This window comes from Clostridium sediminicola (genome assembly GCF_050402865.1).
GTDB lineage: Bacteria > Bacillota > Clostridia > Clostridiales > Clostridiaceae > Clostridium_AF > Clostridium_AF sediminicola.
In genome coordinates, this window is sequence record NZ_BAABMF010000002.1 from 510,701 (window position 1) to 536,098 (window position 25,398).

Sequence of the window (25,398 nt, forward strand, 5' to 3'; positions counted from 1 at the left end):
AATTTACACCTCTGACCATTTTTTTAGAACTATCGTTGCATTATGACCACCAAATCCTAAAGAATTAGATAGGGCATATTGAATATTTTCTGTTCTACCTTCGTTTGGCACATAGTCTAAATCACATTCTTCATCTGCTACCTTATATCCTAACGTTGCAGGTATAAAGCTTTCTTCTAAAGCTTTTGCGCAAATAATAGCCTCAATAGCACCAGCTGCACCTAATAAATGACCTGTCATAGATTTTGTTGAACTAACTGGAATATTATATGCTGCTTCACCAAAGACAGATTTAATTGCAGCAGTCTCAAATTTATCATTATAAGGAGTACTAGTTCCATGAGCATTAATATAAGAAATCTCTTTTGCTTCTATTGCCGCATCTTTGATTGCAATATTTATTGCTCTTGCTCCACCTTCGCCACCTGGTGCTGGTGAAGTCATATGATAAGCATCACAAGTTGCTCCATATCCAACAACTTCAGCATATATTTTTGCTCCTCTTTTTAATGCATGCTCTAAAGATTCTAAAACAACAATTCCAGCACCTTCACCCATTACAAATCCATCTCTTTCTTTATCAAAAGGAATTGATGCTCTTGATGAATCAGTACTGTTGCTTAATGCTGTTAATGAAGTAAATCCTGCCATAGATAATGGTGTTATTGAAGCTTCCGCTCCACCTGATAAAATAATATCTACTTCTCCATTTCTAATTTTATGAAAAGATTCACCTATTGAGTGTGTACCTGTTGCACATGCTGTTACAATTGTTGTACATATTCCTTTAGCACCATACTTAATAGCAATATTACCAGCTGCCATATTTCCTATAATCATAGGTATTAAAAATGGTGAAACTCTATTAGGTCCTTTATTTATTAACTTTTTATGTTGCTCTTCGATTGTACCTATTCCACCTATTCCTGAACCTACTATTACTCCAAATCTCTCAGCATCTATACTTTCAAGATCTAATTTAGAATCTTTCATAGCTTCTCCAGCAGCTACCATAGCAAACTGGCTATATCTATCCATTCTCTTTGCTGTTTTCTTATCCATATATTCATCAAATTTAAAATCTTTAACTTCAGCAGCTAAACTCACCTTATACTCTGAAGCATCAAAAGCCATAATTTCATTTACACCACATTTACCTTCTTTTATTCCATTCCAAAAACTTACTGTATCATTACCTATAGGAGTAACAGCTCCCATACCAGTTATTACAACTCTATTTTTCATAATTATCCTCCTTAAAATGCCATTCCACCATCAACACTTAATACTTGGCCTGTAATATAATCTCCCATACTAGATGCTAAGAAATAAACTGCATCAGCTACATTTTCAGGTTTTCCTAATTTTCTTAGTGCTGTACTACCAATTATTGCTTCTTTATACTTATCAGCCATAGCTCCAGTCATCTCTGTTTCAATAAATCCTGGTGCTATAGCATTTACTGTAATTCCTCTACCACCAATCTCTTTAGCAGTTGATTTTGTTAATCCAATAATTCCAGCTTTAGAAGCTGAATAGTTTGCTTGACCTGCATTACCAAGTATACCTACCACTGAAGTCATACTTATTATTTTCCCACTTCTTTGCTTCATCATTATAGGAACTACGTGTCTTATACAATTAAAAACACCTTTTAAGTTTATATCTATAACACTATCAAAATCTTCTTCTTTCATTCTAAGTAATACACCATCTTTTGTTACACCTGCATTATTAATAAGAATATCAACTGAACCTAATTCTTCTTTTGCTTTTAGAATCAAATCTTTAGCCTCATCGAATTTACTTACATCCGCTTGAATTGCCAAAGCTTTTACTCCCTTTTGCTCTATTTCAGAAACTACTGCTAATGCCGCCTCTTTACTATTTCTATAGTTAATAACAATATTTGCTCCGTGTTCTGCTAACTTCAATGCAACCGCTTTTCCAATACCTCTACTAGCACCAGTTACAATTGCAGTTTTACCATTTAACATATGTTTCCTCCTATTTAGCTTATATTTTATACTTTCAAACTTTCTAAAGTTTTATTCATTGATTTTATATCTTCAATATTATATAAGTTTAATTTTCTATTTATTTTTTTAGCAAATCCTCTTAGTGCTTTTCCAGGACCTACTTCTATAAAAGTATCTACTCCGTCTTCTATCATCCTTATTATAGTATCTTCCCATAATACAGAACTCATAACTTGTTTCTTTAGAATATTTTTTATTTCCTTAGTATCCTCTATATAATCTGCTGTAACATTTGTTATAACAGGTGTTTTCATTTCTTTAAGTTGAACTTTTTCAAGTTCTGAATATAATTTATCAGCTGCTGGTTTTAATAAAGGTGTATGGAAAGGTCCACTAACAGCTAGTTCTAATACTCTCTTAGCACCAAGTTCTCCAGCCTTTTCGCAAGCAAGTTTAAGAGCTTCATTTTCACCTGCTATTACTATTTGACCTGGGCAATTATAATTTGCAATTTTCACTAATCCCTTTTCTCCAGCAACATCACATGCTTCTTGAACTTTTTCTCTATCTAATCCTAATATAGCCGCCATTCCACCTACTCCTTGAGGAACGGCTTCTTGCATGAACTTACCTCTCTTCTTAACTACTTTAACAGCATCCTCAAAAGATATTACTCCACTACATACTAATGCTGAATACTCTCCTAAACTAAGACCTGCAACAATATCAGCTTTTATACCATTAATCTCAAGTGCTTTTAGTGCAGCTATACTAACAGTTAGAATAGCTGGTTGAGTATTTTCAGTACTATCTAACTCTTCTTTGCTTCCATTGAAACATATTTCACTTATTGAGTATCCTAACTCTCTATCCGCACTTTCGAACACTTCTCTACAAACATCTATATTGTCATATAAGTCCTTACCCATTCCAACATATTGAGCACCTTGTCCTGCAAATATCAACCCTATTTTTCCCATAGTAACCTCCACTTTATTACAAAATATTAAAAGATATTATCTATTGATTTTAATGTTTTTGTAGCCTCTTTAAACATTTCAGTAATTATTTCTTCACAATTTTGTTCTTTACATATCATTCCAGCAATTTGTCCTGCCATAACTGACCCATAGTCTACATCACCATCTCTTGCTGCTTTTGGCAATGTACCAGCTCCTAATTTTTCTAATTCCTCTATAGAAGCTCCATTTTTCTCTAACTCTTTGTATTGTCGAGTTAATCTATTTCTTAGAACTCTAACTGGATGACCTGTAGATCTACCCGTTGCAACAGTATCTATATCTTTTGCTTTTATCACTTTATTTTTATAATTCTGATGAACTACACATTCTTCAGCAACCAAAAATCTAGTTCCTACTTGAACTCCTGAAGCACCTAAAGTAAATGCTGCTGCTATACCTCTACCATCCCCAATGCCACCTGCACCAATTACTGGAATATTAACTGCATCAACTACTTGCGGTAATAGAGCCATTGTTGTTATTTCTCCAATATGTCCGCCTGCTTCTCCGCCTTCAGCAATTACAGCATCAGCCCCTGATTTTTCCATTCTTTTAGCAAGACCAACTGAAGCTACTACTGGAATTACAGTTATTCCATGCTCCTTCCACATACTCATATATTTTCCTGGACTACCTGCACCTGTTGTAACTACTTTTATTCCCTCTTCACAAACTAACTTTGCAATTTCATCTGCATTATCACTTAATAACATTATATTTACACCAAAAGTTTTATCAGTTAATTTCTTAGCTTTTCTTATTTCTTCCCTTATGTAATCAACTGGAGCATTAGCTGCTGCAATCAGACCTATTCCACCTGCATTTGATACTGCTGCTGCCAATGAACTCTCAGCTATCCATGCCATACCGCCTTGAATTATCGGGTATGTAGCTCCTAATTTTTTAAATAGTTCATTCATAAAATCACTCCTAGAAAACAAGACTGAAGGAATCCTACAGTCTCATATTTTGTTTTATTTAGTTTTAAGAGAAAATTATCAAAGTCTACGCTTGCTTTTCGTTTATATATTTTACTAAGTCTTCAATTTTTGTCATATCTTCTAAATCTTCAGTTGGAATTTCCATGTCAAACTCTTCTTCTAACTCCATAACAATTTCAAAAATGTCAAGAGAATCAATACCTAAATCTTCACTAAAAGTTGATTCTAACTTTATTTCTTCCACATCAATATCAACTTGTTCTGCAACTACTTTTCTTAATCTTTCAAATATCATAATACTACCTCCAAAGTTTAATTTATATTTTATTTTTGATTCTTTTTATATTAATTTATTTATTCCAATTAATCAATACTGCTCCATATGTTAAGCCTCCACCGAAACCTACCATTATAATTTTATCCCCTTTTTTTAGCATATTTGCTTTCTCCATTTCATCCAATGCAAGAGGGATACTTGCACCTGAAGTATTTCCATACTTACTAATATTCATAAAAAACTTTTCTTTATCTATACCTAACTTTTTTGCAGCTACATCAATAATTTTCATATTTGCTTGATGGGGTACTATATAGTCTATATCTTCAATACTATAGTCACTATCCTGTAATACCTTTTCAATACACTCTACAATAATTTTAACAGCAAATTTGAATACTTCTCCGCCTTGCATAGTTATAATAGAATTATTTTCTTCAACTTCTTCTACGAATGTGTTTTTTAAAGGTACTGCAGGATATTCTAAAAATTCTGCTCCATTTCCATCTGCACCCGTATATATTGAAATTACACCTTGCTCTTCATTTTCAGCTCTAGTTAGTATTGCTGCACCTGCTCCATCTCCAAAGAGTACACAAGTTCCTCTATCTGTCCAATCAACGCCTCTTGACAATGTCTCAGCACCTATTACTAAAACTGTTTTATTCTGACCAGTTCTTATAAATTGAGTGGCAACACTTATACCGTAAATAAATCCAGTACAAGCTGCACTAAGGTCAAAACAAGTTGAATTTACTGCTCCAATTTCTCTTTGAATAAGACAAGCAGTTGAAGGAATAAAATTATCAGGTGTACAAGTTCCTACTACAATTAAATCTATATCTTTTGGTGAAATATTTGCTGACTCAATAGCCGCCTTTGCTGCTTCAACAGAAAGATCTGTTGTTCCTTCACCAGTACTAATTCTTCTTTCCTTAATACCTATTCTATTAGAAATCCATTCATCGCTTGTTTCAACAAACTGAGTAATATCACTATTTTTCATAACATTTATTGGAGCATAACTTCCTGTGCCTATGATTTGAACATTATACATATTCTCATTCCTTCATTATTTTTTTAAATTATATTTAGATTTAAAAAATTTATTTAGTTTAGTTAATGCATTTTCAAGAATAGTTTCTTCTTCAACGGATAAACCTTCTATCGTTTCCTTAATCATATCCAAATGAAACTTTTCATGAACTCTATAGGCTAATTTACCTTTTCTAGTAAGTCCTATTTTAACAACTCTTCTATCTTTTTCATCTTTACTTCTAACAACATAGCCTTTTTTAACCAAATTATTTATTGCTGTAGTTAAAGTACCCACTGTAATGTTTAAATCAGCTGCAACTTCGGACATTGTTCTAGTAATATACATCCCTATTGCATCAATTGTATGTATTTCAGTAACAGATAAATCTTTAAGAATACCTTTTTTTATAGCTGACTGTTCTATTTCTAAAATATCATTGAAAGTAGTTACTAATAATTCATTTAACACAGCATTTATCGACTTATGCACTACATCACTTCCTATTAAACTATATTGTTTGACTCTCAAATATTTTGACAATCAAAGTATATATCATAATCACAATTCTGTCAACTATATTAAAATTTGTTCAAATATTATTAATAATTTATTTAAGGCACTTTCATATTTCAATTATACCCAAATTGAGTATTAATATTTATTCTGATATAATTAAATATAGACCAAGAATTAAATATGAATCATCCATTAAATAAATAACCAGAAAGGTGATGTAACATGAGTACATTCATGTTAAAAAATAAAATTAATACATATACATCAGTAAGTAACCAATTTATTGATAAATTTATGATCTCAGCTCCTGGTGAGTATGTGAAAGTTTATCTGCTTGGACTTCGTCATTGTTTATCAGGTGAAATTGGTATCAGTTCTTCAGAAATATCAAATCAGCTTAATTTATTAGAATCTGATGTTTTAAAAGCTTGGAATTATTGGAATGATATAGGTGTAGTTAGCTTTAAAAAATTAGATCAGATGAATAACTTTAGATTAGAATTTATTGATTTATATAATAATAATAAGGAAATTCCAGAAGAAGATATTAACTTATTACATGAATTAAGTAATAATTCAATAAAAGATATGATGAAGGATATTGAAAAATTATTAGGTAGAACATTATCAAATAAAGAAATTGCAATGTACCTTTCTTGGCAAAAAGATTATCAATTTTTGCCTGAAATGATTCTGTTATTGATTCAATATTGTATATCAAAAGGAAAAAATGATTATAGATATATTGAAAAAGTAGCTATTTCATGGCATGATGCCAATATAAAAAATATTGCAGAAGCTCAATCATTTATTAAAAAACGTGAAGATATTTGGGTGAAAATTAGAAAAGTTTTAAAATACTTAGGTTTTAACTCAAATGAGGTTATGAAACCACAAGAAGAAATGTTGATAAAATGGTTTAATATATATAATTTTCCGCTTGAAATTATTTATAAAGCATGTGATATTTGTTTTGAAAGGTTAAATAAAGCTGAATTTAAATATATAGATGGTATATTAAACAGTTGGTACAAAGATAATTTACGTACAATTGAAGATATTGAAAAAAAAGATAGACAAAGAACTAAATTTACTAATAAAAAAGCTAATAACTATAATTCTAGTGCTAAACCAGATTCTTTTAGTAATAGAAAACAACGTTCTTACGACTTAGATAAAATTGAAAAAACTTTATTAGGATGGGATGATAATGATTAAAGGCTATCAGGCTCAAGTATTAGAAATCTATGAAAAAATACGAAGTGCGAATAAATCAGAACAAAAGAAAAGAAAAGAAGAAATCCAAAAACTTATTCCAATAATACCAACCATACAACGTCAAATTGGAAAATTGTGTGTTAAATTAACTTTGAACACTATTAACAATATTGAGAATAGGGAAGATTCTTTAAATACAATAAAGAACGAAATTACGAATTTAAAAATCAAAAAATCCGAATTACTTGTAGAAAATGGATATCCAATTGATTATTTAGATGAAATATACTCCTGTAATAAATGTAAAGATACGGGCTTTATAGGTACAAGAAAATGTATATGCTTCAATAAAAAATTAGTTAAACTTTACTACAAGGATTCAGAACTTAGTAGTGTGTTAAAAAGAGAAAATTTCAATACTTTTACTTATGATTACTTTTCCAATAGAAGAGTAGAAAATAAACCAAAAACACCACGAAAAAACATGGAAGAAATATTCCCAAGAGCACTAAATTATGCGGAATCATTTAATGAAAAAAGTGAAAATCTTCTATTTTATGGTGAGCCCGGTACTGGGAAAACCTTTTTAACACATTGTATCGCTAAGGAACTTTTAGATAGAGGTTTTTTTGTGTTATATAGAACAGCAGAAAATTTATTTAGGGATTTACGTGACATTAGGTTAAATAATAATTCAAATCTTGAGAATTTACTTTTGAATTGTGATTTACTAATAATTGATGACTTAGGTACTGAACAAATTAGCCGTTTTACTAAAACTGAACTATTTAATTTATTGAATACAAAATTACTTTCAAACAAAAAAATGTTGGTTTCAACTAATTATTCTTTGGATGAGTTAATGTCTACATATACTGATAGAATAACATCCAGATTATTAGGAAATTTTCATATATTTAATTTTTATAATGATGATGATATAAGAGTAAAATTAAATTTAAATAAAATAAAAAATCAGTAGATACTATCTACTGATTTTTAAATTGAGTTCAGTTTATTTATAAAGTTTTGCAAAATAAAAATGAGCATATGCTCATATATTGGTGCTGGCACCAGGACTTGAACCCGGAACCTACTGATTACAAGTCAGTTGCTCTACCAGTTGAGCCATGCCAGCTCATATGTTTACTTATATAATTTATATTGAAATGGCGACCCAGAAGGGACTCGAACCCTCGACCTCCGGCGTGACAGGCCGGCACTCTAACCAACTGAGCCACTGGGCCACATTGAATATAGGTATTTCATGGTGGGCACAACAGGGCTCGAACCTGTGACCCCCTGCTTGTAAGGCAGGTGCTCTCCCAGCTGAGCTATGCGCCCATGAAAATGGTGACTCCTAGGGGAATCGAACCCCTGATACCGCCGTGAAAGGGCGATGTCTTAACCGCTTGACCAAGGAGCCATATTAAATTAATTAACAATTAATTTTAATGGTGCTGGCACCAGGACTTGAACCCGGAACCTACTGATTACAAGTCAGTTGCTCTACCAGTTGAGCCATGCCAGCTTATATGCTTGTTTAAATAATATATATTAAAATGGCGACCCAGAAGGGACTCGAACCCTCGACCTCCGGCGTGACAGGCCGGCACTCTAACCAACTGAGCCACTGGGCCACATTAAATATAGTATTTCATGGTGGGCACAACAGGGCTCGAACCTGTGACCCCCTGCTTGTAAGGCAGGTGCTCTCCCAGCTGAGCTATGCGCCCATGAAAATGGTGACTCCTAGGGGAATCGAACCCCTGATACCGCCGTGAAAGGGCGATGTCTTAACCGCTTGACCAAGGAGCCAAAAATATGTCGAATTTCAAACTGCTTCGTAACCCAACGAAGACTATAATACCGTATATCAAAACTTTTGTCAACATATTTTCAATATTTTTTTTAATATTTTTTTTATTAAGTCTAATACTCATAAATTATAGTCTTATATTTATTTTTATTTTTGAATTCTTTCCATTATTATTAGAGCCGTATCTTCTATCGCTCTCTTTGTAACATCAATCACTTTACATCCAAGTCTTTTCATTATTCTTTCTGCATAATCTAATTCATCAAGTACTCTTTTAGCATTGGCATATTGAATTTCTTTGTTAGAAGAAGTCTGAGCTTGCATTTTACCTATTCTATGTTTTCTAATTTCTATAAGCTGCATAGGATCTATTGTTAAGCCAATAACCTTTTTCCTATCGATTTTGAATACCTCTTCTGGTACAGGTACTTCTGGCATTAATGGTATATTTAAAGCTTTTATACCCTTATTAGCCAAATACATGCATAAAGGTGTTTTAGATGTTCTTGATAACCCTACCAATACTACATCAGCGAATTTTATACCACTATGATCTTTACTATCATCATATTGAATTGCAAATTCCATAGCTTCTATTTTTTTATGATATTCAGAATCCATATTCCATACAGCACCTGGTCTATAATTAGGAGTTGTCTTAATTATTCTTGCCGCAGTACTTATACTTGGGCCTAAAATATTAACTATATGAATTCCCTTTTCCACACATCTCTCTACTAAAAATTCTCTTATTTCTACTAAGATTATAGTGCTTATTACCATAGAATTTTCTGGTTTTGCAATAGAATTTATAAATGTGTTAACATCTTCTTGTGTTTTAATATACGGTACTCTCTTAACATTTATTCCCTCTGTAAATTGAGTAGCCGTTGCTTTTGCAACCATTTCAGACGTTTCACCTATTGAATCTGATACAGCAAATATTGTTAACATTTAGTTTGCCTCCTTTTTAAATTTTGATTAATAATCAATATTTTCATTTCACGAATATTATTTTCTAACTTTCTCAATGATATGCAACTAAATGACTAATTCTCTCAGTAATCATTCTATAATTCCCAGATACTTTCTCCTAATGTTAAAAGCATATCTTTATTATTTTTGATCTTATGTAAACAAATAATTTTATCATCCTTTTGAATTACTTCACTTAAGACTTTAATGTTTTCTCCATATTTAGTTTCTTTTTTGAAATGTATTTTAAGCTTTGTTAATCTATACCCCAAGACAATATCTTTTGGTACATTTTCGATCATCCACGCAGCATATTTTTCGTTATTAACATGTCCATTAGTATCAATATCACTATATCTGATTCTGAAGCTTGTACTATTATTTATTTTATCTTCACTAAAATCTAAAGCTTCTTCGATTTTATATTTTTGACCTTTTTCTTCTTTTATTTCATATCTTCCTAAAATTTCATCTGTTAATCTCACCGGTCTCATATTTTCTATATCTACTAATGACCATACTGATTTTGCAGATACCAATAAATTTCCCTGTAAATCAAGAATTTGAAAATTTCTATATGCAAATATCTTTCTTCCTGCCACTGGTTGAGTCCTCACAAGAACTTTATCCATATACAAAGGATATTTTTTTACATTTATTTCCCACTTTAAAATTACCCAACCTGACTTATTTTCTCTTAAGTAATCAATACCAATTCCTAATTTTTCACTTTGATAGGTTGCTATATCGTTTAAAAAATCAATAATTGATGTAAGTTTTGCTCTTTTATAATAGTCTACATGAGAATAGTGAACTTCAAATATTTTTTCAGTAACTATACCTCCCATATCATCACTTCCTATTAAAATTTATAAACAAAACAGCACAGTAATAGTGCTGTTTTATCTTTACTTATTTAAACTCTCTACGCATTTAATGCATCTAGTAATTTTTGTAAATCCATTCCATGAACCATAGCTGCTTCTTCAATTGTTTCTCCTTGAGCTGAAGGGCATCCAACACACATCATACCAAACTGCATAAGTACATCTGCTTTTTCTGGATTTGTTCTAACTAAATCTCCTATAGTCATATCTTTTGTAATCATCTTTTTACCTCCTCATATTATATAAATAAACATTACATATACTTAATTTATCGTTTAAATTGTTTATTTATACACAAAATAATAATAAAAAAATACTTTAAAATAGTTCTGTATTTTCTATTTTTATTATAATTATAAGCATCTCTTTTTTCAAGTTAATAATTTATGTATTTTTGTTTACAGGTCTACAACAATACTTTAAAATGGTGTTAATATATTCAATGCACATTATTCTACAATTGTGCATTTCTAATTTTAGATAAAGGGAGCGATTGCGTTGAAACATGATTTAATAATTATTGGAGGGGGGGCCTCCGGTTTATTTGCTGCAATTATTGCTAAAGATTGCGGAATGGATGTAGCTATTATTGAGTCAAATAATAGAATTGGCAAGAAAATTTTAGCTACTGGAAACGGTAGATGCAATATATCAAATACTGATATTAATTATAATAGATTTCATAGTAGTAATACTGGATTTCCAGATTTTATTTTATCAAAATTTACTTCAAAAGATACTGAAGAATTCTTTAAATCTCTTGGATTAAATCTTATAAATTTAGATAATGGTAAACTCTATCCCTTATCTCTACAGGCATCATCCGTTCTTGATATTTTTTTAATGGCTTTAGAAGATCGAAATATTCCAATTTATTTATCTACTAAAGTGAATACTATAAATCATAGTTCAAATGGATTTGAACTAAATACTTCTACTAACTGTACTTTTATCTCTAAAACTGTAATACTAGCTACAGGCGGTAATTCTGCGCCAAATACAGGCTCTGATGGTTCTGGGTATACCCTAGCTCAAAACCTTGGTCATTCAATCAATAAACCATTACCTGCTCTAGTTCAACTTAAATTAGACTATAAAAAATTAAAAGCTATATCTGGAGTTAAGTTTAATGGAAAAGCCACAGTACTTGTTGAGAATAAAGAAATTCAAACTGATTTTGGAGAAATTTTATTTACTGACTATGGTATTTCTGGTCCACCTATTCTTCAGCTAAGTCGAATTGCTTCACTAGCTCAATGGAATAAAAAAAATGTTCATATAAAAATAGATATGATGAATACTCTAACCTCCGATGAGTTAAAAGATATGTTAGAAAATCATTGGGGAATTCTATCCTATAGAAGTTTATACAATTCTCTAATTGGGATTATTAATAAAAAACTTATCCCTATTATTTTGAAAGAAGCTAATGTAGATAATATACATAAACCTTGTTGGGAAATTACTTGGAAAGAAAAAAATAGTATTCTTAAACTTTTAAAAGAGTGGACATTTAAAGTTACAGATACTAATGGATTTAAAAACTCTCAAGTAACTGCTGGTGGAGTAGATACAACTGAAGTGGATTCTCATACTCTACATTCAAAAATCATTTCTGGTCTCTATTTTGCTGGTGAAGTTTTAGATGTTGATGGCGATTGCGGTGGTTTTAATTTACAATGGGCTTGGTCTTCAGCTGCTATTGCTGCAAAATCTTGTTTTGACCAAACACAAAAATAATATTCATCTATAGTTGTTATTGGGGCTTTTGTTAAAGAAAAAGTTCCAATAGCTTAATACTTTCATCCTCAGAAAAATAATTAATATTATATAAAAATAAAGCTTCTCTTATATTATTCTGTTGTATATAATCATAAATATTTAATTTATAGTACCTTAAATCAATTATATGGATTTCCTCATAATGATTTACTAAAAATGGGATTAAACTATGCGCATATGAGTCTTTAAAAATGATTATTTTTTTTTCATTTTTAATTTCTGTATTAATTGTCGTTAGTGCATGGTTACCATCAAGAAAAATTGAATACTTATCTTTTTTCTCTAAATGTTTATATTCATAAAGTGAATCAGATGATTTTTCAATGTCTCTGTATTGTACCTTGCATTCATTTTCAAAATTTGGAGTAAATATTTCGATTGAATCAGGTAATATATGCCTATTATTAGCTTTTGAATAAAATGTACCATAAAAAGATGTATCAACTATTTTTGTGTTAAATTCATTAATACTATATGCCTTAATATCTATTTTATTACATAATTCCTTGTAAGCATAGTATGCCCCTCTCATAGTCCAATGGTGATCTGTCTTAAAGTAAATATATTCATCTTTTTTATCTATCATTTTAGGATATACATCAATAAAATTTACATTTTGATCTAATTGTTCCTCTACTATTTCGATAGTTTTTGATTGATTATATGGACTTGCAAACAATGGCAATTTATTTTCATATACTTTTACTGAATTAGGTGCCAATAAAAAATATGTTTTCACTTCAGGTACTGCCTTTGAAAATATTTTTATACTATTTATGTTTTTTAACAGTTGCTCATTAGGCTTTTTATAATCTTCTAATAAATATCCATCATCACCAAAATAAATTCCATTATTAGATGTTTTAAATGTCAATCTTTCCATATCACTCTTAATTGATACCCAAAAATCCCTAAAAGGAAATTGGTCTGTAATATATTCATCAAATTTACTCGTATATCTACCAGAAGTTAAATTTTTAAAATTAACTTTAGGTGCTTGAGCAAGAATACGATTTTCAAATTCAGAAAACACTCTATCTGGTATAGCAAAATTTAGAATATTTATAATTACTAAAAATGATATAAATAGTACTACTATTATTTTATTAGAACTTTTTTTCATATGAATCATCCTCTATATAAAAATTAAAATCTAAAATACAGAAATGGATTATAAGTTGAATCCACTAAATAAGAAGTGGAAACAAATAATATTGTGAAATACATTATAGGCATAACTAAATTATAATAAATATATAAGTATCTTTTATTTAGATTTTTCACTAATTTTATGTGCATGTTTTTAACAAACGGTGTTGAGGCTATACATAATATAATCAACAAGATTCCGTAATTATAAAGATAATATAAGAATTGTGAATCCAATAAAATAATATTTTTAAATCCAAACATTGTTTTTAAGTACAATACTCCATCATATAAATTGTCATATATAAATATTACCCATCCAATTAAGAGTATAAAAATAGTATAAATATGCCTAACTGAATTCCAAGTGTTCTCTAATACCTTTAAAAGAACAAGTTTTTCTATAGCTATTATAATACCAAAATAAAACCCCCAAATAACAAAATTCCATTCGGCTCCATGCCATAATCCTGTTAATATCCATACTATAAACAAATTTCTATACATTTTTATCTTACTTAATTTGCTACCTCCAAGAGGAAAGTATACATAGTCCTTAAACCATGTTGCAAGTGAAATATGCCACCTTCTCCAGAACTCTGTTATGCTTTTAGATATGTATGGATAATTAAAATTTTCTAAAAAATCAAATCCAAACATTTTTCCTAAACCAATTGCCATATCTGAATACCCACTAAAGTCAAAATATATTTGAAATGCAAAAGCTATTATTCCTAACCAACTAGTCAATATTGTTAAATCTTCAAAATGGGTGTTTTGTATTTGAGTCCACAAAAGTCCAATATTATTAGCAAGTAATACTTTTTTGCCTAATCCAATTATAAAACGCTTCACACCTTCACTAAACTTTTGAATTGTTACCTCTCTTTTATTGATTTGTAGCGCAACCGTTTGATACCGAACTATAGGCCCTGCAATCAATTGTGGAAATAAAGTAACATAAGTGGCTAAAGCAATTGGATTCTTTTGTACTGGTGCTTTTTTACGATATACATCAATGGTATAGGACATAGTTTGAAAGGTATAAAATGAAATCCCAATAGGTAGTGGTAAGTTAAGGGATACAAAGTCTGTTGAAAATAAAAAATTAATATTACTAATTAGAAAATCTGAATATTTAAAAAAAGATAATAACCCTAAATTTATAATTACAGATGATAGAACAACAATACGAGCTTTCTTATCATTTTGTCTAAATTTTTCTATAAGTAAACCATGTATATAATCCACTACTGATGAAAAAATCATTAAAAATATATAAGTCGGTTCTCCCCATGCATAAAAAATCAAACTAGCAGTCAATAACACTATATTTTTTATCTTCTTAGGTGCAATTATATATATAAATAAAACAATAGGTAAAAATATAAATAAAAATACTAAGCTACTAAATACCATGAATTTACTCCTTGTTAATTTTAAATTAAAAGCTTTCACAAAGTGAAAGCTTTCCTTTAACGTAAACCTTCAACTATTTCTCATTTAATGCATTATTGAAAGTAGTTTCAATTTTTTCTGGTGACTCATATGTTATATATACTAAATATTTTCCATTTGTTAAAATTAGATTGTTTTTTACTTTTTCATATTGATCTTGTAAATATGTTTCCCATATTTTAGTTTGTTGCTCTTTTATTTTTTCAAGTGAGGTTTTTAAACTTTCAACTTTAGTTTCATCCTTTGCTTTTAAAATTACTATCATATCTGATTTAACATTCATCATTTGTTGAATAGCAATACCTTCTTCTATATCTTCTTTATTTATAATTTCACTAAATGGATTTTGTGTTTCACCTGTTAAATCTATTTCCATGTACATAGGCAATTGTCCATCTTTAAAAGATTCTTCAGGAACACCCGCTTTTTTCAAATCTTCAGCAATTATTGATTTTACATCATTTGAAATATCACTTACAGCAATATTAACCTCTGGCGTTTTCTTGCCACAACCTATAAATACAAATAGTGTTACAAATACTGTCATTCCAATTAAAATTTTCTTCATTATTAATTCTCCTCTTTTTAGTATATTTTTTGTCACATTTTATAACTTGCAACTTAAATCTTACAACTACATATACGTTACTTAATTGGAAAAGTTCAAAAAAAGTTTAAAAAACTGCTGAAAAAATCAGCAGTTTTTATTTTATATTTCTGTAACTCTCATTGTTTGATCTCTCTTTGGTCCAACAGACACAATAGAAATCTTAATACCTGTAAATTCTTCTATCTTCTTTAAGTATATTTGTGCATTTTTAGGAATTTCTTCGTAACTTCTAGCATCAGCTATTGATTCATCCCATCCTTCAAACTCTTCATAGATAGGTTCACATCTAGCAACATCTTCTAAACTTGCTGGGAAATAATCTATAACTTTACCATCAAGTTTATATCCAACACATACCTTTAATTTATCTAATCCTGCTAAAGTATCAATTTTAGTAACAGCAAAACTTGTTAATCCAGAAATTCTAGCGGCACTCTTTAGTATAACTAAATCAAGCCATCCACATCTTCTAGCTCTTCCAGTTGTTACTCCGTATTCAAAACCTTTTGTTCTAATTAAGTCTCCCATTTCTCCAACTAATTCTGTTGGAAATGGTCCTTTACCTACTCTAGTTGTATAAGCTTTTGCTATACCCACAGCACTATCTATCATAGTTGGTCCAATACCAGCACCAGGACAAACTCCACCACCTGTAGTATTTGATGATGTTACATAAGGATATGATCCATGATCAATATCAAGTAATGTTCCTTGAGCACCTTCAAACAATATGTTTTTATTTTGCATTTTGCTATCATAAACTACAACTGAAGTATCTGTAATAAAGTCTTTTAACATTTTAGAATATCCTACATACTCTTCGTAAATAGCTTGAAAGTCAACTTTTTCTCCATTATACATCTCGATAATTTTATTCTTTTCTTCAACATTCATTTCTAATCTTTCTTTAAAAACATCTAAATGTAATAAATCACACATTCTTAAACCACTTCTTGAAGCTTTATCTGAATAACAAGGTCCAATTCCTTTTTTTGTAGTACCTATATCATTTTTTCCTCTAGCACTTTCCTTTAAACCATCTAAAACTCTATGATATGGCATAATTAAATGAGCTCTATCACTTATTTTTAATTTATCTGGAGTTATTTTTATACCAAGACCCTTAAGATAATTGATTTCGTCAAATAATGCTTTTGGATCTACTATTACTCCGTTACCAATTACGTTTAACTTATCGTCGTATAAAATTCCTGAAGGTATTAAATGAAGTTTATATTCTGCATCTCCTACTACCACCGTGTGACCAGCATTATTTCCTCCTTGGAATCTAACAACAACATCTGCATCTTCTGCAAGATAGTCAGTCATTTTTCCTTTTCCTTCATCTCCCCATTGGGCACCTAACACTATAAACGCTGACATACATATTCCTCGCTTTCATTATTCAATTTATTTATATAAATTTTTGTACTAGCAATTTTTAATATTTACTTACTAATGTAATAGCTTTTAAATTTATTATTGTCTCCACATAACATAGTAACAGACAGTATTATTAAAAGCAATACAAATACGAATATTTTTTTAAATATTTAATTTAAAATTCGTATCGTTAAGAAAAATAGAAGCTGTAGCCTGATATTATCAAGCTACAGCTTCTATTTAGACATTTTATCTGCTTTTTCTACGCACTTATTTATACTTTCAATTATAGTACCTCTAAAACCATTCTTCTCCAAAGAATACATTGCTTCTATTGTAGTTCCTCCTGGAGAACAAACCGCATCCTTTAATTCTCCTGGATGTTTCCTTGTTTCCAGCACCATCTTAGCTGATCCTAATACTGCTTGTGACGCCATTTTATAGGCTATATCACGTGATATTCCATTCAATACCGCTCCATCTGCTAATGCTTCAATAAATGTATATACTATTGCTGGAGATGAACCTGTTAACGCTGTTACAGCATTCATATATTTTTCTTCAACAATTTCTGATTTACCAAAACTATTAAATATATTTTTAACTTCATTAAGTTCTTCTTCATTCATCTTACTATTAGGACATAGTGCACTCATACCTTCCCCAACTAACGCAGGAGTGTTTGGCATAACCCTTACTAATTTAATATCCTTATCGAAGTTGTTCTCTGTCTTTTCTAATGTAACACCTGCTGCTATTGTTATAATGATTGAATTATTCTTTATTTCATTCTTTATTTGGCTTATAATTTTATTATACATATTAGGCTTTATTGATAATACTATGTAATCTGAATTACTTGCTACAAATACATTATTATTAGTAGTTTTTATCCCTAACTCTTTTTTTGTTTCTTCTAATTTATCAATATTAATGTCACTTGCTATAATATTTTCACCCTGAAAAATACCTGAATTAATTATGCCTTTGATAATTGCCTTTGCCATATTTCCACAACCAATAAATCCAATTTTTTTACTCATAAGTTCTCTCCTTTAATTGAATTTTTATACACTTATATGATATAATTTGCTAAATCAAATAATTACTAAAATAAAACTTTATATACTTAATTATAATATAGCACATATTATACTACTATATAAATAAAAAATACATTATAAGTATAAATATTCATTGATTAAGGGGGAAGCATAGTGGATATATCTACTAGAAATGATTATCTTTCTAATGTAAAACGAATAGTTATTAAAATTGGTTCTTCTACTTTAACATATCCCACTGGTTTATTAAACTTTTCAAGAATAGAAAAATTGGTAAGACAAATTGCCGATATAAATAATAGGGGTATTGAAGTAATATTAGTTAGTTCAGGAGCTGTTGCAGCTGGAATTGGTAAATTAGGTTTAAAATCTAGGCCTAAAACTATACCTGAAAAGCAAGCAGCTGCCGCTGTTGGTCAAGGTATTTTAATTCATATGTACGAAAAAATTTTATCTGAATACGGTAAAATTGCTGCCCAAATGCTTTTAACAAAAGATGATATGTCCGAAAGAAAAAGATTCTTGAATATAAGAAATGCATTCTTTTCTCTATTAGAATCTAATGTAATTCCTATTGTAAACGAGAATGACGCAGTAATTGTTGATGAAATCAAATTTGGTGATAATGATACTCTTTCTGCTATGGTAACTGGTTTAGTTGAAGCTGATTTACTTATAATATTATCGGATATTAAAGGATTATATGACTCTAATCCAAAGCTTAATCCTGATGCAAAACTTATTAATAACGTTTATGAAATTACAGATGAAATAATTTCTTGCGCAGGCGGTGCTGGATCTAATCTTGGAACAGGCGGAATGATTACGAAATTAAATGCTGCAAAAATTGCTTCAACTTCTGGTGCATCCATGATTATTGTTGATGGTTCTGAAGAGAATATACTTAGTAATGTTATTGAGGGTAATAATGTTGGAACATTCTTTTTCCCAGATTCTCATAAACTAAATGCAAGAAAGCATTGGATAGCATATAATACTAATCCTTCTGGGTATATTATAATTGATAATGGTGCTGAGAAAGCAATTATAAATAATCATAAAAGCTTGCTACCTAAAGGTATTACTAATATTGAAGGTGATTTTCAAGAAGGTGATGTAGTTTCAATATTAAATAGCAACAAACAATGTATTGCTAATGGAATAACTAATTTCAGCTCATTAGATATAAAAAATATTAAAGGATTAAACTCTAATGAAATTGAATTAAAACTAGGTTATAAAAGTTATCATGTAGTAGTACATACCAATAATATGGTTATCCTTTAAACTTATAATCTACAACTTATAACTAATATTTATTAGGAGGTATTAATTTGAATATTCATGAAATAATAATTGAAAAAGGTAAATTAGCTAAGTCTGCAAGTAGAATATTGTCTACAATAGATACTAATTTGAAAAATGCAGCACTTATTTCCATGTCAGATGCTTTACTAAAAAGAAAAGACGAAATATTTGAGGCAAATAAAATTGATATGGTTAATGGAAAAGAAAGCGGACTTTCAAAGGCTCTTCTAGATAGATTATTACTTACAGAAAAAAGAATCAAAGATATGGCCCAAGGTTTAATTGATGTTGCTGGTTTAGACGATCCTATTGGTGAAGTTATTAAGATGTGGAAAAGACCTAATAATCTTCAAATAGGTCAAATAAGAGTACCTCTAGGAGTTATAGGAATAATATATGAAGCTAGGCCTAATGTAACAGTTGATGCAGCAGCTTTGTGTATAAAAACAGGAAATTCTGTTATTCTTAAAGGCGGAAAAGAAGCTCTTAATTCAAATATTAAAGTATGTGAAATTATTTCTAAAGCTGCTGAAGATGCTGGTTTACCAAAAGGTAGTATAAATCTTATAGAAACAACAGACAGAGAAGCTGTAAATAAAATGATGACTCTTAATGAATATATAGATGTATTGATTCCAAGGGGTGGTGCTGGTTTAATAAATGCAGTAGTTAATAACGCAACTGTACCTGTAATTGAAACTGGAGTCGGTAATTGCCATGTTTTCGTTGATGAAACTGCCGATTTACAAAATGCAATAGATATTATTATCAATGCAAAAACACAAAGACCTGCTGTTTGTAATGCTTTAGAAACTGTTTTAATTCATAAAAACATTGCATCAGAATTTTTACCTAATCTTGCAAAAACACTTTCAGATTATAACGTAGAAATAAGAGGTTGTGAAAAAACGCTAAAAATAATTCCTAATGCAACAAAAGCCGAAGAACATGATTGGGCAAATGAGTTTTTAGATTTAATTTTAGCGATAAAAATAGTTGATACAATGGAAGAAGCTATTAACCATATATACAAATATGGAACTAAGCATTCAGAATCTATTTTAACTTCTAACTACATCAATGCACAAACCTTTCTAAATGAAGTAGATGCAGCTGCAGTTTATGTTAATGCTTCTACAAGATTTACAGATGGTAGTGAATTTGGATTTGGTGCAGAAATTGGAATCAGTACTCAAAAACTTCATGCTAGAGGTCCTATGGGAATCAAAGAATTGACATCAACTAAATATATTATTTATGGAAATGGCCAAATAAGATAATTAATAACTATACTTATTATAAAAAACTACTGAAAATTCAGTAGTTTTTATTCTTCCCATATATCTTTAGTTAGCTCTTCAATTTCTTTTCTTCTTTTTTCTGTTTCTATTTGATTAATAGTTATCTCTGTATCAATATTAAGTACATAACCTTCAACCGCTTCTTTAGGTACTCTTTTTCTTTCAACATTAATAATATCACCAGTATATAGTTCCACAACTGCTAAATCTTCTTCGAATCTATCTATTATACCTAACATAACAAATATCCAAGATTATTCTTTTATTTCAAAAGCGTTACTTTCAACTTGCTTTTCTTCATTAGCTGACTCTATAAGCTTTATATCTTCAGCAGCTTCTGATACCATTTTACAGTTTCCTTTAAATACAGCACCTTCATTTATAGCCATACTAGCTACCTCAATATCACCAAGCACTCTACCTGTTGGAAGTATTTCTAATAACTCGTGACATTTTATATTACCTTCTATTTTACCAGAAACACTAGCATTATTTACTATTATATTGCCTTCTATGTAACCTTGTTCACCTACAATTAAATCTGTCTTTGTTACTACATCTCCTTTAAATTTACCATCAATTCTTATAATACCATTAGAATTAATGTTACCTTCCATAGAAGATGATACCCCAATTATAGTATCGATTGTACCTACTGAACTCGAAACTGACTTATTTTTTTTAGCTGATGAAAACATACTATAAACCTCCCCATAACACCTTAAAAGGATCAACCGGTGTATTATTTTTTCTTATTTCAAAATGTACATGATTCCCTGTACTTCTCCCAGTACTACCCATCAAAGCTAATACTTCGCCTCTTTTAACATAATCTCCATTATCAACTAATATTTTTGAATTGTGCCCATAATAACTAACATATCCATTCTGATGATCAACAGCCACTAGATTTCCATATCCTCCACTATATTCCGCAATAATAACAACTCCATCTGCTGTCGCCGCTACCTTTGTTCCATAAGCATTGGCAATATCTACACCTGAATGAAATTCAGTTCCACCTCTACTAAAAGGATTTGATCTTTTTCCAAATTTACTTGTGTATCTTCCTGTACACGGTAATAACGTAGGAATTTTATTATTATACCTTTTTACAAGGTTAACATCTTTCTGAATATCATCTAATGTTTGTATTTTTTCATCTAGTGCTTGTGATAATTGAGTATAATTCAATTGTGCAATTTCTTCACTCATTTCTGAATATGATAATTGAGCAATTTCCACTGATTTTAAATCTTTAGTCTGCTTCATTGTATCTTGTATTTTATTTTCTAATTCTTCAATCTGTTGTAATTTTTCTTTTATTTCTTCTGTATATTGCTCATACTGATTTAATTGCTCATCTTGATTACTTTTTTTCTCATTTAAAATTTGAACACTATTTTTTAATGATTCCATATGTAACAGGTCATTATTAGCATTTTTTAATTGTAAATACATAGCGAGTACAAATGAAAAAAAAGCTACATTAAATGCTATCACCGCAGGTAATACCCATGCTGGAATGCTCCAATTCTTTGCTGTTCCATATTTTCCAGGAATAAGTATCACTGAGTACTTGCCAATTTTCTTCTTATTAATCATTTGTAATCCTCACCTACTAATCAATCATTTTGTAGTATTATACACATAGAATATCAAATCTTTAGTAATTAGATAAAAAATAACAATATACACTTCATTATATCATATTTAGAAAATTCACTCAACGAAAAAGGATTTTTAAAACTAATCAACGTTTATAATATTTTATCCATTTCTGTTTTAAAAGATTTTATTATTCTTTTTAGCTTTTTAGGAAAGTTAGTAATTATTCCATCAACGTTGTTTTTTACAAAAAACTCCATATCACTCTCATTGTTAACTGTAAAAATATTTACTTTTATTCCCTTTGCCTTTATCCCTTTTAAAATCTGTTCATTATAAACAGCATAATAATAAGGGTGTAAATTTTTAGAACCAACATATTCCGCATAAAATTCTGGTTTATATAGTCCTGTAGTATATAATAACCCAGTTTCAATATTTTTATTTATTTCAATGCATTTTTTTATTGCATAATGATTAAAGCTAGAAATTATAACTCTATTGGTCATATTATACTTTTCTATCATATGTATTACTTTTTGTTCTAAATTTTTATAAATAATAATGTTATTTTTAAGTTCAATATTTATAACAACATTACTGTCTTTAACTAATTCAAAAAGATCTTCTAGCCTTGGGATTTTAGCATCTCTATATCTTTCGTCTAACCAAGACCCTGCATCCAATTTTTCTAATTCACAATAACGATAGTCTTTTATTAGACCTTTTCCATTTGTAGTTCTATTTACAGTTTCATCATGTATTAGGACAAGTTCACCATCTTTTGTCATTTGTACATCAGTTTCTATACCATCTGCACCAAGTTCTATAGCCTTTTTGAAAGCTATCATTGTATTTTCTGGATATTCCCCACTGGCACCTCTGTGAGCATAAATTTTAACCATTAAATCATCTCCTAAAAAATGCATGTGTTTTTATTATAACAAATATTACTAATAAACTATATGCTCATATTTAAAATATATTATTTTCTTTTAAATATTAGGTTTTTATAATATAATATGGGTAAAATATATATTCAAACACAATTGAGTATTCTAAATTGTGCATTATAAGAATGAAACTTAGAAATAGTTCATCTTAATGATATGGAGGTATTAGAATGGATATTAAAGAATTATTTAATTACAAAAATTGGGTTGTTATCGGTAGTACTACAAAACCCGATAAATTCGCTTATAAAGTATCAAAAGTACTAAACGCTAGTAACTTTAACGTTGCAGATGTTTATCCAACTGATAAAACTGGAAAGGCATATAAATCATTAGAGGAAGTCCCTTTTAAACCAGATTGTGTTGATTTATGTATAAATGCTAAGTTCGGTATCGATTTTGTTAAAAAAGCAAAAGAAATGGGTATAGATAAATTTTTAATCCAACCAGGAGCTGAAAGCGAAGAAATTTTAAACTATTGTAAAGAGAATAATTTAACTGCAATTGAAGGTTGTGCTTTAGTTCAAGCAAAACAACTTTTTGGTGTTGACCATAAAACCCTTATTTAAATTTTATGATAAAGTAAATCCCCCTTTTGGGACATCATAGGATATGATAAGGGGGATTTATCAAAATATAATAATATAAGAAGCTATTTATGAATACCTGTAGCATTATAAATAATCCAACCACAGATATTTGTTGCATGGTCTGCCATTCTTTCTAAATATTTAATAATGAACAATAAACATGTTCCTTGATACACGAACTCTTTATCAGATTTCATTAAACCATTTATTTCTTCTACTAAATCTTCAAAATAAGTATCAACTATATCATCTTCTAATTTTACTTCTTTTGCTTTTTTTACATCTAATTCAATGTAACATTTAATAGTTTCACTTACCATTTTCTTTACTTGTTTTGCCATTCGAGGAATATCTATTAATGGTTTTTTGTATTTTTCGCCCGTAAGTTTAATTGTATACTCTGAAATATCTGCACAATGGTCTGCAATTCTCTCTAAATCAGTAATCATTTTAAGAATAGATGTTATCATTCTCAGATCACTTGCTATAGGCTGTTGTAATGCTATTATTTTTATACATTGTGCTTCCAAATCTAATTCCATATTATCTATAATATCATCTTTTACAATCACTTTATTTGCTAACTTAATATCTTGATTTACTAAAGCTTCTATTGTTTCATCAATGGATTCTTCAATAATCTTACCCATATCTAATAGTGAATTATGAATATTTTCTAATTCCCTTTCAAAACCAATTCTGATATTCATTTAATCTCTCCTTCCCTATTAACCGAATCTACCTGTTATATAGTCTTCTGTTCTTTTATCTTTTGGATTACTAAAAATTACATTTGTATCATCATATTCAACAATTTCTCCATGTAAAAAGAATGCTGTCCTATCAGATATTCTTCCAGCTTGTTGCATATTATGTGTTACCATTACTATTGTATATTTTTTCTTTAATTCCGCCGCTAAATCCTCTATCTTCAAAGTAGAAATAGGGTCTAATGCAGACGTTGGTTCATCCATGAGAAGTACTTCAGGCTCTGTTGCTAAAGCTCTCGCAATACAAATTCTTTGTTGCTGACCACCTGATAACCCTAGTGCATTTTTCTTTAGTCTATCCTTCACTTCTTCCCATATAGCAGCTGATCTAAGACTTTTTTCTACTATTTCATCTAGTTGTGACTTTTTCTTTATTCCATGAGTTCTTGGTCCATATGCAATGTTATCGTAAATACTCATTGGAAATGGATTTGGTTTTTGGAAAACCATTCCCACTCTTTTTCTTAACCTTATTACATCTATTCCTCCATAAATATCATCACCATCTAATCTTACATCACCTTCTATTTTTACTCCTTCAACTAAATCATTCATCCTGTTTAAAGTTTTTAAGAACGTTGATTTTCCACATCCTGATGGTCCAATTAATGCAGTAACTTTGTTTTCAGGAATATCTATATTAATTTTCTTAAGTGCTTGAAAATCACCATAATACAAATCTAAATCTTGTACCCTTAACTTAGAATCACTCATTAAACTTCCTCCATATTTCAAATTAATATTTATAT

Annotated in this window: 27 protein-coding genes and 8 tRNA genes; 6 read left to right on the plus strand and 29 right to left on the minus strand. The window is 29.6% G+C overall.

What is annotated here, in order from left to right; translation table 11 throughout:
* Positions 1-3 precede the first annotated feature (3 nt).
* From fabF to ACQ3F0_RS06355, 7 genes are all read right to left on the minus strand, one after another.
* The gene (gene fabF, locus ACQ3F0_RS06325) at positions 4-1,245 is read right to left on the minus strand and encodes a beta-ketoacyl-ACP synthase II (RefSeq protein WP_428864305.1); all 1,242 of its coding nucleotides are present in this window, start codon (positions 1,243-1,245) and stop codon (positions 4-6) included.
* Positions 1,246-1,256: 11 nt separating this feature from the next.
* Positions 1,257-1,997, minus strand: coding sequence for a 3-oxoacyl-[acyl-carrier-protein] reductase (fabG, locus tag ACQ3F0_RS06330; protein WP_428864306.1), 741 nt, complete (start codon positions 1,995-1,997; stop codon positions 1,257-1,259).
* Between the two features lie 26 nt (positions 1,998-2,023).
* Positions 2,024-2,959, minus strand: a complete 936-nt coding sequence (fabD, locus tag ACQ3F0_RS06335; RefSeq protein ID WP_428864307.1) for an ACP S-malonyltransferase — start codon at positions 2,957-2,959, stop codon at positions 2,024-2,026.
* A gap of 26 nt (positions 2,960-2,985) precedes the next feature.
* The gene (gene fabK, locus ACQ3F0_RS06340; RefSeq protein WP_487250437.1) at positions 2,986-3,942 is read right to left on the minus strand and encodes an enoyl-[acyl-carrier-protein] reductase FabK; all 957 of its coding nucleotides are present in this window, start codon (positions 3,940-3,942) and stop codon (positions 2,986-2,988) included.
* 64 nt (positions 3,943-4,006) lie between these two features.
* A complete protein-coding gene (gene acpP, locus ACQ3F0_RS06345) occupies positions 4,007-4,237 on the minus strand; it encodes an acyl carrier protein (protein ID WP_428864309.1) in 231 nt (76 codons plus the stop codon).
* Positions 4,238-4,292: 55 nt separating this feature from the next.
* Entirely contained in the window at positions 4,293-5,276 is a 984-nt protein-coding gene (locus tag ACQ3F0_RS06350) for a beta-ketoacyl-ACP synthase III (RefSeq protein WP_428864310.1), read from the minus strand.
* 15 nt (positions 5,277-5,291) lie between these two features.
* The gene (locus ACQ3F0_RS06355; protein ID WP_428864311.1) at positions 5,292-5,747 is read right to left on the minus strand and encodes a MarR family winged helix-turn-helix transcriptional regulator; all 456 of its coding nucleotides are present in this window, start codon (positions 5,745-5,747) and stop codon (positions 5,292-5,294) included.
* Between the two features lie 249 nt (positions 5,748-5,996).
* On the opposite strand from ACQ3F0_RS06355, the gene ACQ3F0_RS06360 reads away from it, so the two are divergent.
* Both ACQ3F0_RS06360 and ACQ3F0_RS06365 read left to right on the plus strand, forming a co-directional pair.
* On the plus strand, positions 5,997-6,992 hold the full coding sequence (locus ACQ3F0_RS06360; protein WP_428864312.1) for a DnaD domain protein: 996 nt from the start codon (positions 5,997-5,999) through the stop codon (positions 6,990-6,992).
* Positions 6,985-7,974, plus strand: coding sequence for an ATP-binding protein (locus tag ACQ3F0_RS06365; protein WP_428864313.1), 990 nt, complete (start codon positions 6,985-6,987; stop codon positions 7,972-7,974). The genes ACQ3F0_RS06360 and ACQ3F0_RS06365 overlap by 8 nt, the downstream gene beginning before the upstream one ends.
* Before the next feature lie 80 nt (positions 7,975-8,054).
* On the opposite strand, the gene ACQ3F0_RS06370 is transcribed toward ACQ3F0_RS06365, so the two are convergent.
* The 11 genes from ACQ3F0_RS06370 to ACQ3F0_RS06420 all read right to left on the minus strand — a co-directional run bounded on the left by ACQ3F0_RS06370 (position 8,055) and on the right by ACQ3F0_RS06420 (position 10,894).
* Positions 8,055-8,130: transfer RNA gene (locus ACQ3F0_RS06370), tRNA-Thr, on the minus strand.
* A gap of 32 nt (positions 8,131-8,162) precedes the next feature.
* Positions 8,163-8,239 (minus strand) — tRNA-Asp (locus ACQ3F0_RS06375).
* Between the two features lie 21 nt (positions 8,240-8,260).
* Positions 8,261-8,336: transfer RNA gene (locus tag ACQ3F0_RS06380), tRNA-Val, on the minus strand.
* Positions 8,337-8,343: 7 nt separating this feature from the next.
* Positions 8,344-8,418 (minus strand) — tRNA-Glu (locus ACQ3F0_RS06385).
* A 29-nt stretch (positions 8,419-8,447) separates the two neighbouring features.
* Positions 8,448-8,523: transfer RNA gene (locus ACQ3F0_RS06390), tRNA-Thr, on the minus strand.
* Positions 8,524-8,555: 32 nt separating this feature from the next.
* Positions 8,556-8,632 (minus strand) — tRNA-Asp (locus ACQ3F0_RS06395).
* Between the two features lie 20 nt (positions 8,633-8,652).
* Positions 8,653-8,728: transfer RNA gene (locus ACQ3F0_RS06400), tRNA-Val, on the minus strand.
* 7 nt (positions 8,729-8,735) lie between these two features.
* Positions 8,736-8,810: transfer RNA gene (locus ACQ3F0_RS06405), tRNA-Glu, on the minus strand.
* A gap of 148 nt (positions 8,811-8,958) precedes the next feature.
* Complete coding sequence (locus tag ACQ3F0_RS06410) at positions 8,959-9,765, minus strand: pyruvate, water dikinase regulatory protein (RefSeq protein ID WP_428864314.1); 807 nt, start codon at positions 9,763-9,765, stop codon at positions 8,959-8,961.
* A gap of 116 nt (positions 9,766-9,881) precedes the next feature.
* The gene (locus ACQ3F0_RS06415) at positions 9,882-10,634 is read right to left on the minus strand and encodes an acyl-[acyl-carrier-protein] thioesterase (RefSeq protein ID WP_428864315.1); all 753 of its coding nucleotides are present in this window, start codon (positions 10,632-10,634) and stop codon (positions 9,882-9,884) included.
* Positions 10,635-10,711: 77 nt separating this feature from the next.
* The gene (locus tag ACQ3F0_RS06420; RefSeq protein ID WP_428864316.1) at positions 10,712-10,894 is read right to left on the minus strand and encodes a DUF1858 domain-containing protein; all 183 of its coding nucleotides are present in this window, start codon (positions 10,892-10,894) and stop codon (positions 10,712-10,714) included.
* A gap of 277 nt (positions 10,895-11,171) precedes the next feature.
* On the opposite strand from ACQ3F0_RS06420, the gene ACQ3F0_RS06425 reads away from it, so the two are divergent.
* The gene (locus ACQ3F0_RS06425; RefSeq protein ID WP_428864317.1) at positions 11,172-12,413 is read left to right on the plus strand and encodes a BaiN/RdsA family NAD(P)/FAD-dependent oxidoreductase; all 1,242 of its coding nucleotides are present in this window, start codon (positions 11,172-11,174) and stop codon (positions 12,411-12,413) included.
* A 31-nt stretch (positions 12,414-12,444) separates the two neighbouring features.
* Here ACQ3F0_RS06425 and ACQ3F0_RS06430 read toward each other — a convergent pair whose 3' ends face one another.
* The 5 genes from ACQ3F0_RS06430 to proC all read right to left on the minus strand — a co-directional run bounded on the left by ACQ3F0_RS06430 (position 12,445) and on the right by proC (position 18,098).
* Positions 12,445-13,578, minus strand: coding sequence for a DHHW family protein (locus ACQ3F0_RS06430; protein WP_428864318.1), 1,134 nt, complete (start codon positions 13,576-13,578; stop codon positions 12,445-12,447).
* A 23-nt stretch (positions 13,579-13,601) separates the two neighbouring features.
* Positions 13,602-15,023 (minus strand): MBOAT family O-acyltransferase, encoded by a 1,422-nt coding sequence (locus ACQ3F0_RS06435; RefSeq protein WP_428864319.1) that lies wholly within the window; start codon positions 15,021-15,023, stop codon positions 13,602-13,604.
* Between the two features lie 73 nt (positions 15,024-15,096).
* Positions 15,097-15,630 (minus strand): DUF4358 domain-containing protein, encoded by a 534-nt coding sequence (locus ACQ3F0_RS06440; protein ID WP_428864320.1) that lies wholly within the window; start codon positions 15,628-15,630, stop codon positions 15,097-15,099.
* 141 nt (positions 15,631-15,771) lie between these two features.
* Positions 15,772-17,055, minus strand: coding sequence for an adenylosuccinate synthase (locus tag ACQ3F0_RS06445; protein WP_428864321.1), 1,284 nt, complete (start codon positions 17,053-17,055; stop codon positions 15,772-15,774).
* 236 nt (positions 17,056-17,291) lie between these two features.
* Positions 17,292-18,098, minus strand: a complete 807-nt coding sequence (proC, locus tag ACQ3F0_RS06450) for a pyrroline-5-carboxylate reductase (protein WP_428864322.1) — start codon at positions 18,096-18,098, stop codon at positions 17,292-17,294.
* Between the two features lie 180 nt (positions 18,099-18,278).
* Between proC and proB the strand changes: the two genes are divergently transcribed.
* A complete protein-coding gene (gene proB / locus ACQ3F0_RS06455) occupies positions 18,279-19,406 on the plus strand; it encodes a glutamate 5-kinase (protein ID WP_428864376.1) in 1,128 nt (375 codons plus the stop codon).
* A gap of 47 nt (positions 19,407-19,453) precedes the next feature.
* Positions 19,454-20,707, plus strand: coding sequence for a glutamate-5-semialdehyde dehydrogenase (locus ACQ3F0_RS06460; protein ID WP_428864323.1), 1,254 nt, complete (start codon positions 19,454-19,456; stop codon positions 20,705-20,707).
* A gap of 47 nt (positions 20,708-20,754) precedes the next feature.
* Here ACQ3F0_RS06460 and ACQ3F0_RS06465 read toward each other — a convergent pair whose 3' ends face one another.
* The 4 genes from ACQ3F0_RS06465 to ACQ3F0_RS06480 form a co-directional block, all read right to left on the minus strand.
* Positions 20,755-20,967, minus strand: a complete 213-nt coding sequence (locus tag ACQ3F0_RS06465; protein WP_428864324.1) for a DUF3006 domain-containing protein — start codon at positions 20,965-20,967, stop codon at positions 20,755-20,757.
* A gap of 15 nt (positions 20,968-20,982) precedes the next feature.
* A complete protein-coding gene (locus ACQ3F0_RS06470; protein ID WP_428864325.1) occupies positions 20,983-21,426 on the minus strand; it encodes a bactofilin family protein in 444 nt (147 codons plus the stop codon).
* Position 21,427: 1 nt separating this feature from the next.
* Positions 21,428-22,333 (minus strand): peptidoglycan DD-metalloendopeptidase family protein, encoded by a 906-nt coding sequence (locus tag ACQ3F0_RS06475; protein ID WP_428864326.1) that lies wholly within the window; start codon positions 22,331-22,333, stop codon positions 21,428-21,430.
* 155 nt (positions 22,334-22,488) lie between these two features.
* The gene (locus ACQ3F0_RS06480) at positions 22,489-23,241 is read right to left on the minus strand and encodes a glycerophosphodiester phosphodiesterase (RefSeq protein ID WP_428864327.1); all 753 of its coding nucleotides are present in this window, start codon (positions 23,239-23,241) and stop codon (positions 22,489-22,491) included.
* A 218-nt stretch (positions 23,242-23,459) separates the two neighbouring features.
* Between ACQ3F0_RS06480 and ACQ3F0_RS06485 the strand changes: the two genes are divergently transcribed.
* Entirely contained in the window at positions 23,460-23,858 is a 399-nt protein-coding gene (locus ACQ3F0_RS06485) for a CoA-binding protein (RefSeq protein ID WP_428864328.1), read from the plus strand.
* Between the two features lie 83 nt (positions 23,859-23,941).
* On the opposite strand, the gene phoU is transcribed toward ACQ3F0_RS06485, so the two are convergent.
* Both phoU and pstB read right to left on the minus strand, forming a co-directional pair.
* The gene (phoU, locus tag ACQ3F0_RS06490; protein WP_428864329.1) at positions 23,942-24,589 is read right to left on the minus strand and encodes a phosphate signaling complex protein PhoU; all 648 of its coding nucleotides are present in this window, start codon (positions 24,587-24,589) and stop codon (positions 23,942-23,944) included.
* Between the two features lie 18 nt (positions 24,590-24,607).
* Entirely contained in the window at positions 24,608-25,363 is a 756-nt protein-coding gene (pstB, locus tag ACQ3F0_RS06495; RefSeq protein ID WP_428864330.1) for a phosphate ABC transporter ATP-binding protein PstB, read from the minus strand.
* Between the last annotated feature and the right edge of the window lie 35 nt (positions 25,364-25,398).

Bases quoted from the DNA above. Each gene is read 5' to 3' on its own strand.
- fabF (WP_428864305.1), bottom strand. From the start codon at position 1,245: ATGAAAAATAGAGTTGTAATAACTGGTATGGGAGCTGTTACTCCTATA.
- fabG (WP_428864306.1), bottom strand. From the start codon at position 1,997: ATGTTAAATGGTAAAACTGCAATTGTAACTGGTGCTAGTAGAGGTATT.
- fabD (WP_428864307.1), bottom strand. From the start codon at position 2,959: ATGGGAAAAATAGGGTTGATATTTGCAGGACAAGGTGCTCAATATGTT.
- acpP (WP_428864309.1), bottom strand. From the start codon at position 4,237: ATGATATTTGAAAGATTAAGAAAAGTAGTTGCAGAACAAGTTGATATT.
- ACQ3F0_RS06350 (WP_428864310.1), bottom strand. From the start codon at position 5,276: ATGTATAATGTTCAAATCATAGGCACAGGAAGTTATGCTCCAATAAAT.
- ACQ3F0_RS06360 (WP_428864312.1), top strand. From the start codon at position 5,997: ATGAGTACATTCATGTTAAAAAATAAAATTAATACATATACATCAGTA.
- ACQ3F0_RS06365 (WP_428864313.1), top strand. From the start codon at position 6,985: ATGATTAAAGGCTATCAGGCTCAAGTATTAGAAATCTATGAAAAAATA.
- ACQ3F0_RS06410 (WP_428864314.1), bottom strand. From the start codon at position 9,765: ATGTTAACAATATTTGCTGTATCAGATTCAATAGGTGAAACGTCTGAA.
- ACQ3F0_RS06415 (WP_428864315.1), bottom strand. From the start codon at position 10,634: ATGGGAGGTATAGTTACTGAAAAAATATTTGAAGTTCACTATTCTCAT.
- ACQ3F0_RS06420 (WP_428864316.1), bottom strand. From the start codon at position 10,894: ATGATTACAAAAGATATGACTATAGGAGATTTAGTTAGAACAAATCCA.
- ACQ3F0_RS06430 (WP_428864318.1), bottom strand. From the start codon at position 13,578: ATGAAAAAAAGTTCTAATAAAATAATAGTAGTACTATTTATATCATTT.
- ACQ3F0_RS06435 (WP_428864319.1), bottom strand. From the start codon at position 15,023: ATGGTATTTAGTAGCTTAGTATTTTTATTTATATTTTTACCTATTGTT.
- ACQ3F0_RS06440 (WP_428864320.1), bottom strand. From the start codon at position 15,630: ATGAAGAAAATTTTAATTGGAATGACAGTATTTGTAACACTATTTGTA.
- ACQ3F0_RS06445 (WP_428864321.1), bottom strand. From the start codon at position 17,055: ATGTCAGCGTTTATAGTGTTAGGTGCCCAATGGGGAGATGAAGGAAAA.
- proC (WP_428864322.1), bottom strand. From the start codon at position 18,098: ATGAGTAAAAAAATTGGATTTATTGGTTGTGGAAATATGGCAAAGGCA.
- ACQ3F0_RS06465 (WP_428864324.1), bottom strand. From the start codon at position 20,967: ATGTTAGGTATAATAGATAGATTCGAAGAAGATTTAGCAGTTGTGGAA.
- ACQ3F0_RS06470 (WP_428864325.1), bottom strand. From the start codon at position 21,426: ATGTTTTCATCAGCTAAAAAAAATAAGTCAGTTTCGAGTTCAGTAGGT.
- ACQ3F0_RS06475 (WP_428864326.1), bottom strand. From the start codon at position 22,333: ATGATTAATAAGAAGAAAATTGGCAAGTACTCAGTGATACTTATTCCT.
- ACQ3F0_RS06480 (WP_428864327.1), bottom strand. From the start codon at position 23,241: ATGGTTAAAATTTATGCTCACAGAGGTGCCAGTGGGGAATATCCAGAA.
- ACQ3F0_RS06485 (WP_428864328.1), top strand. From the start codon at position 23,460: ATGGATATTAAAGAATTATTTAATTACAAAAATTGGGTTGTTATCGGT.
- phoU (WP_428864329.1), bottom strand. From the start codon at position 24,589: ATGAATATCAGAATTGGTTTTGAAAGGGAATTAGAAAATATTCATAAT.
- pstB (WP_428864330.1), bottom strand. From the start codon at position 25,363: ATGAGTGATTCTAAGTTAAGGGTACAAGATTTAGATTTGTATTATGGT.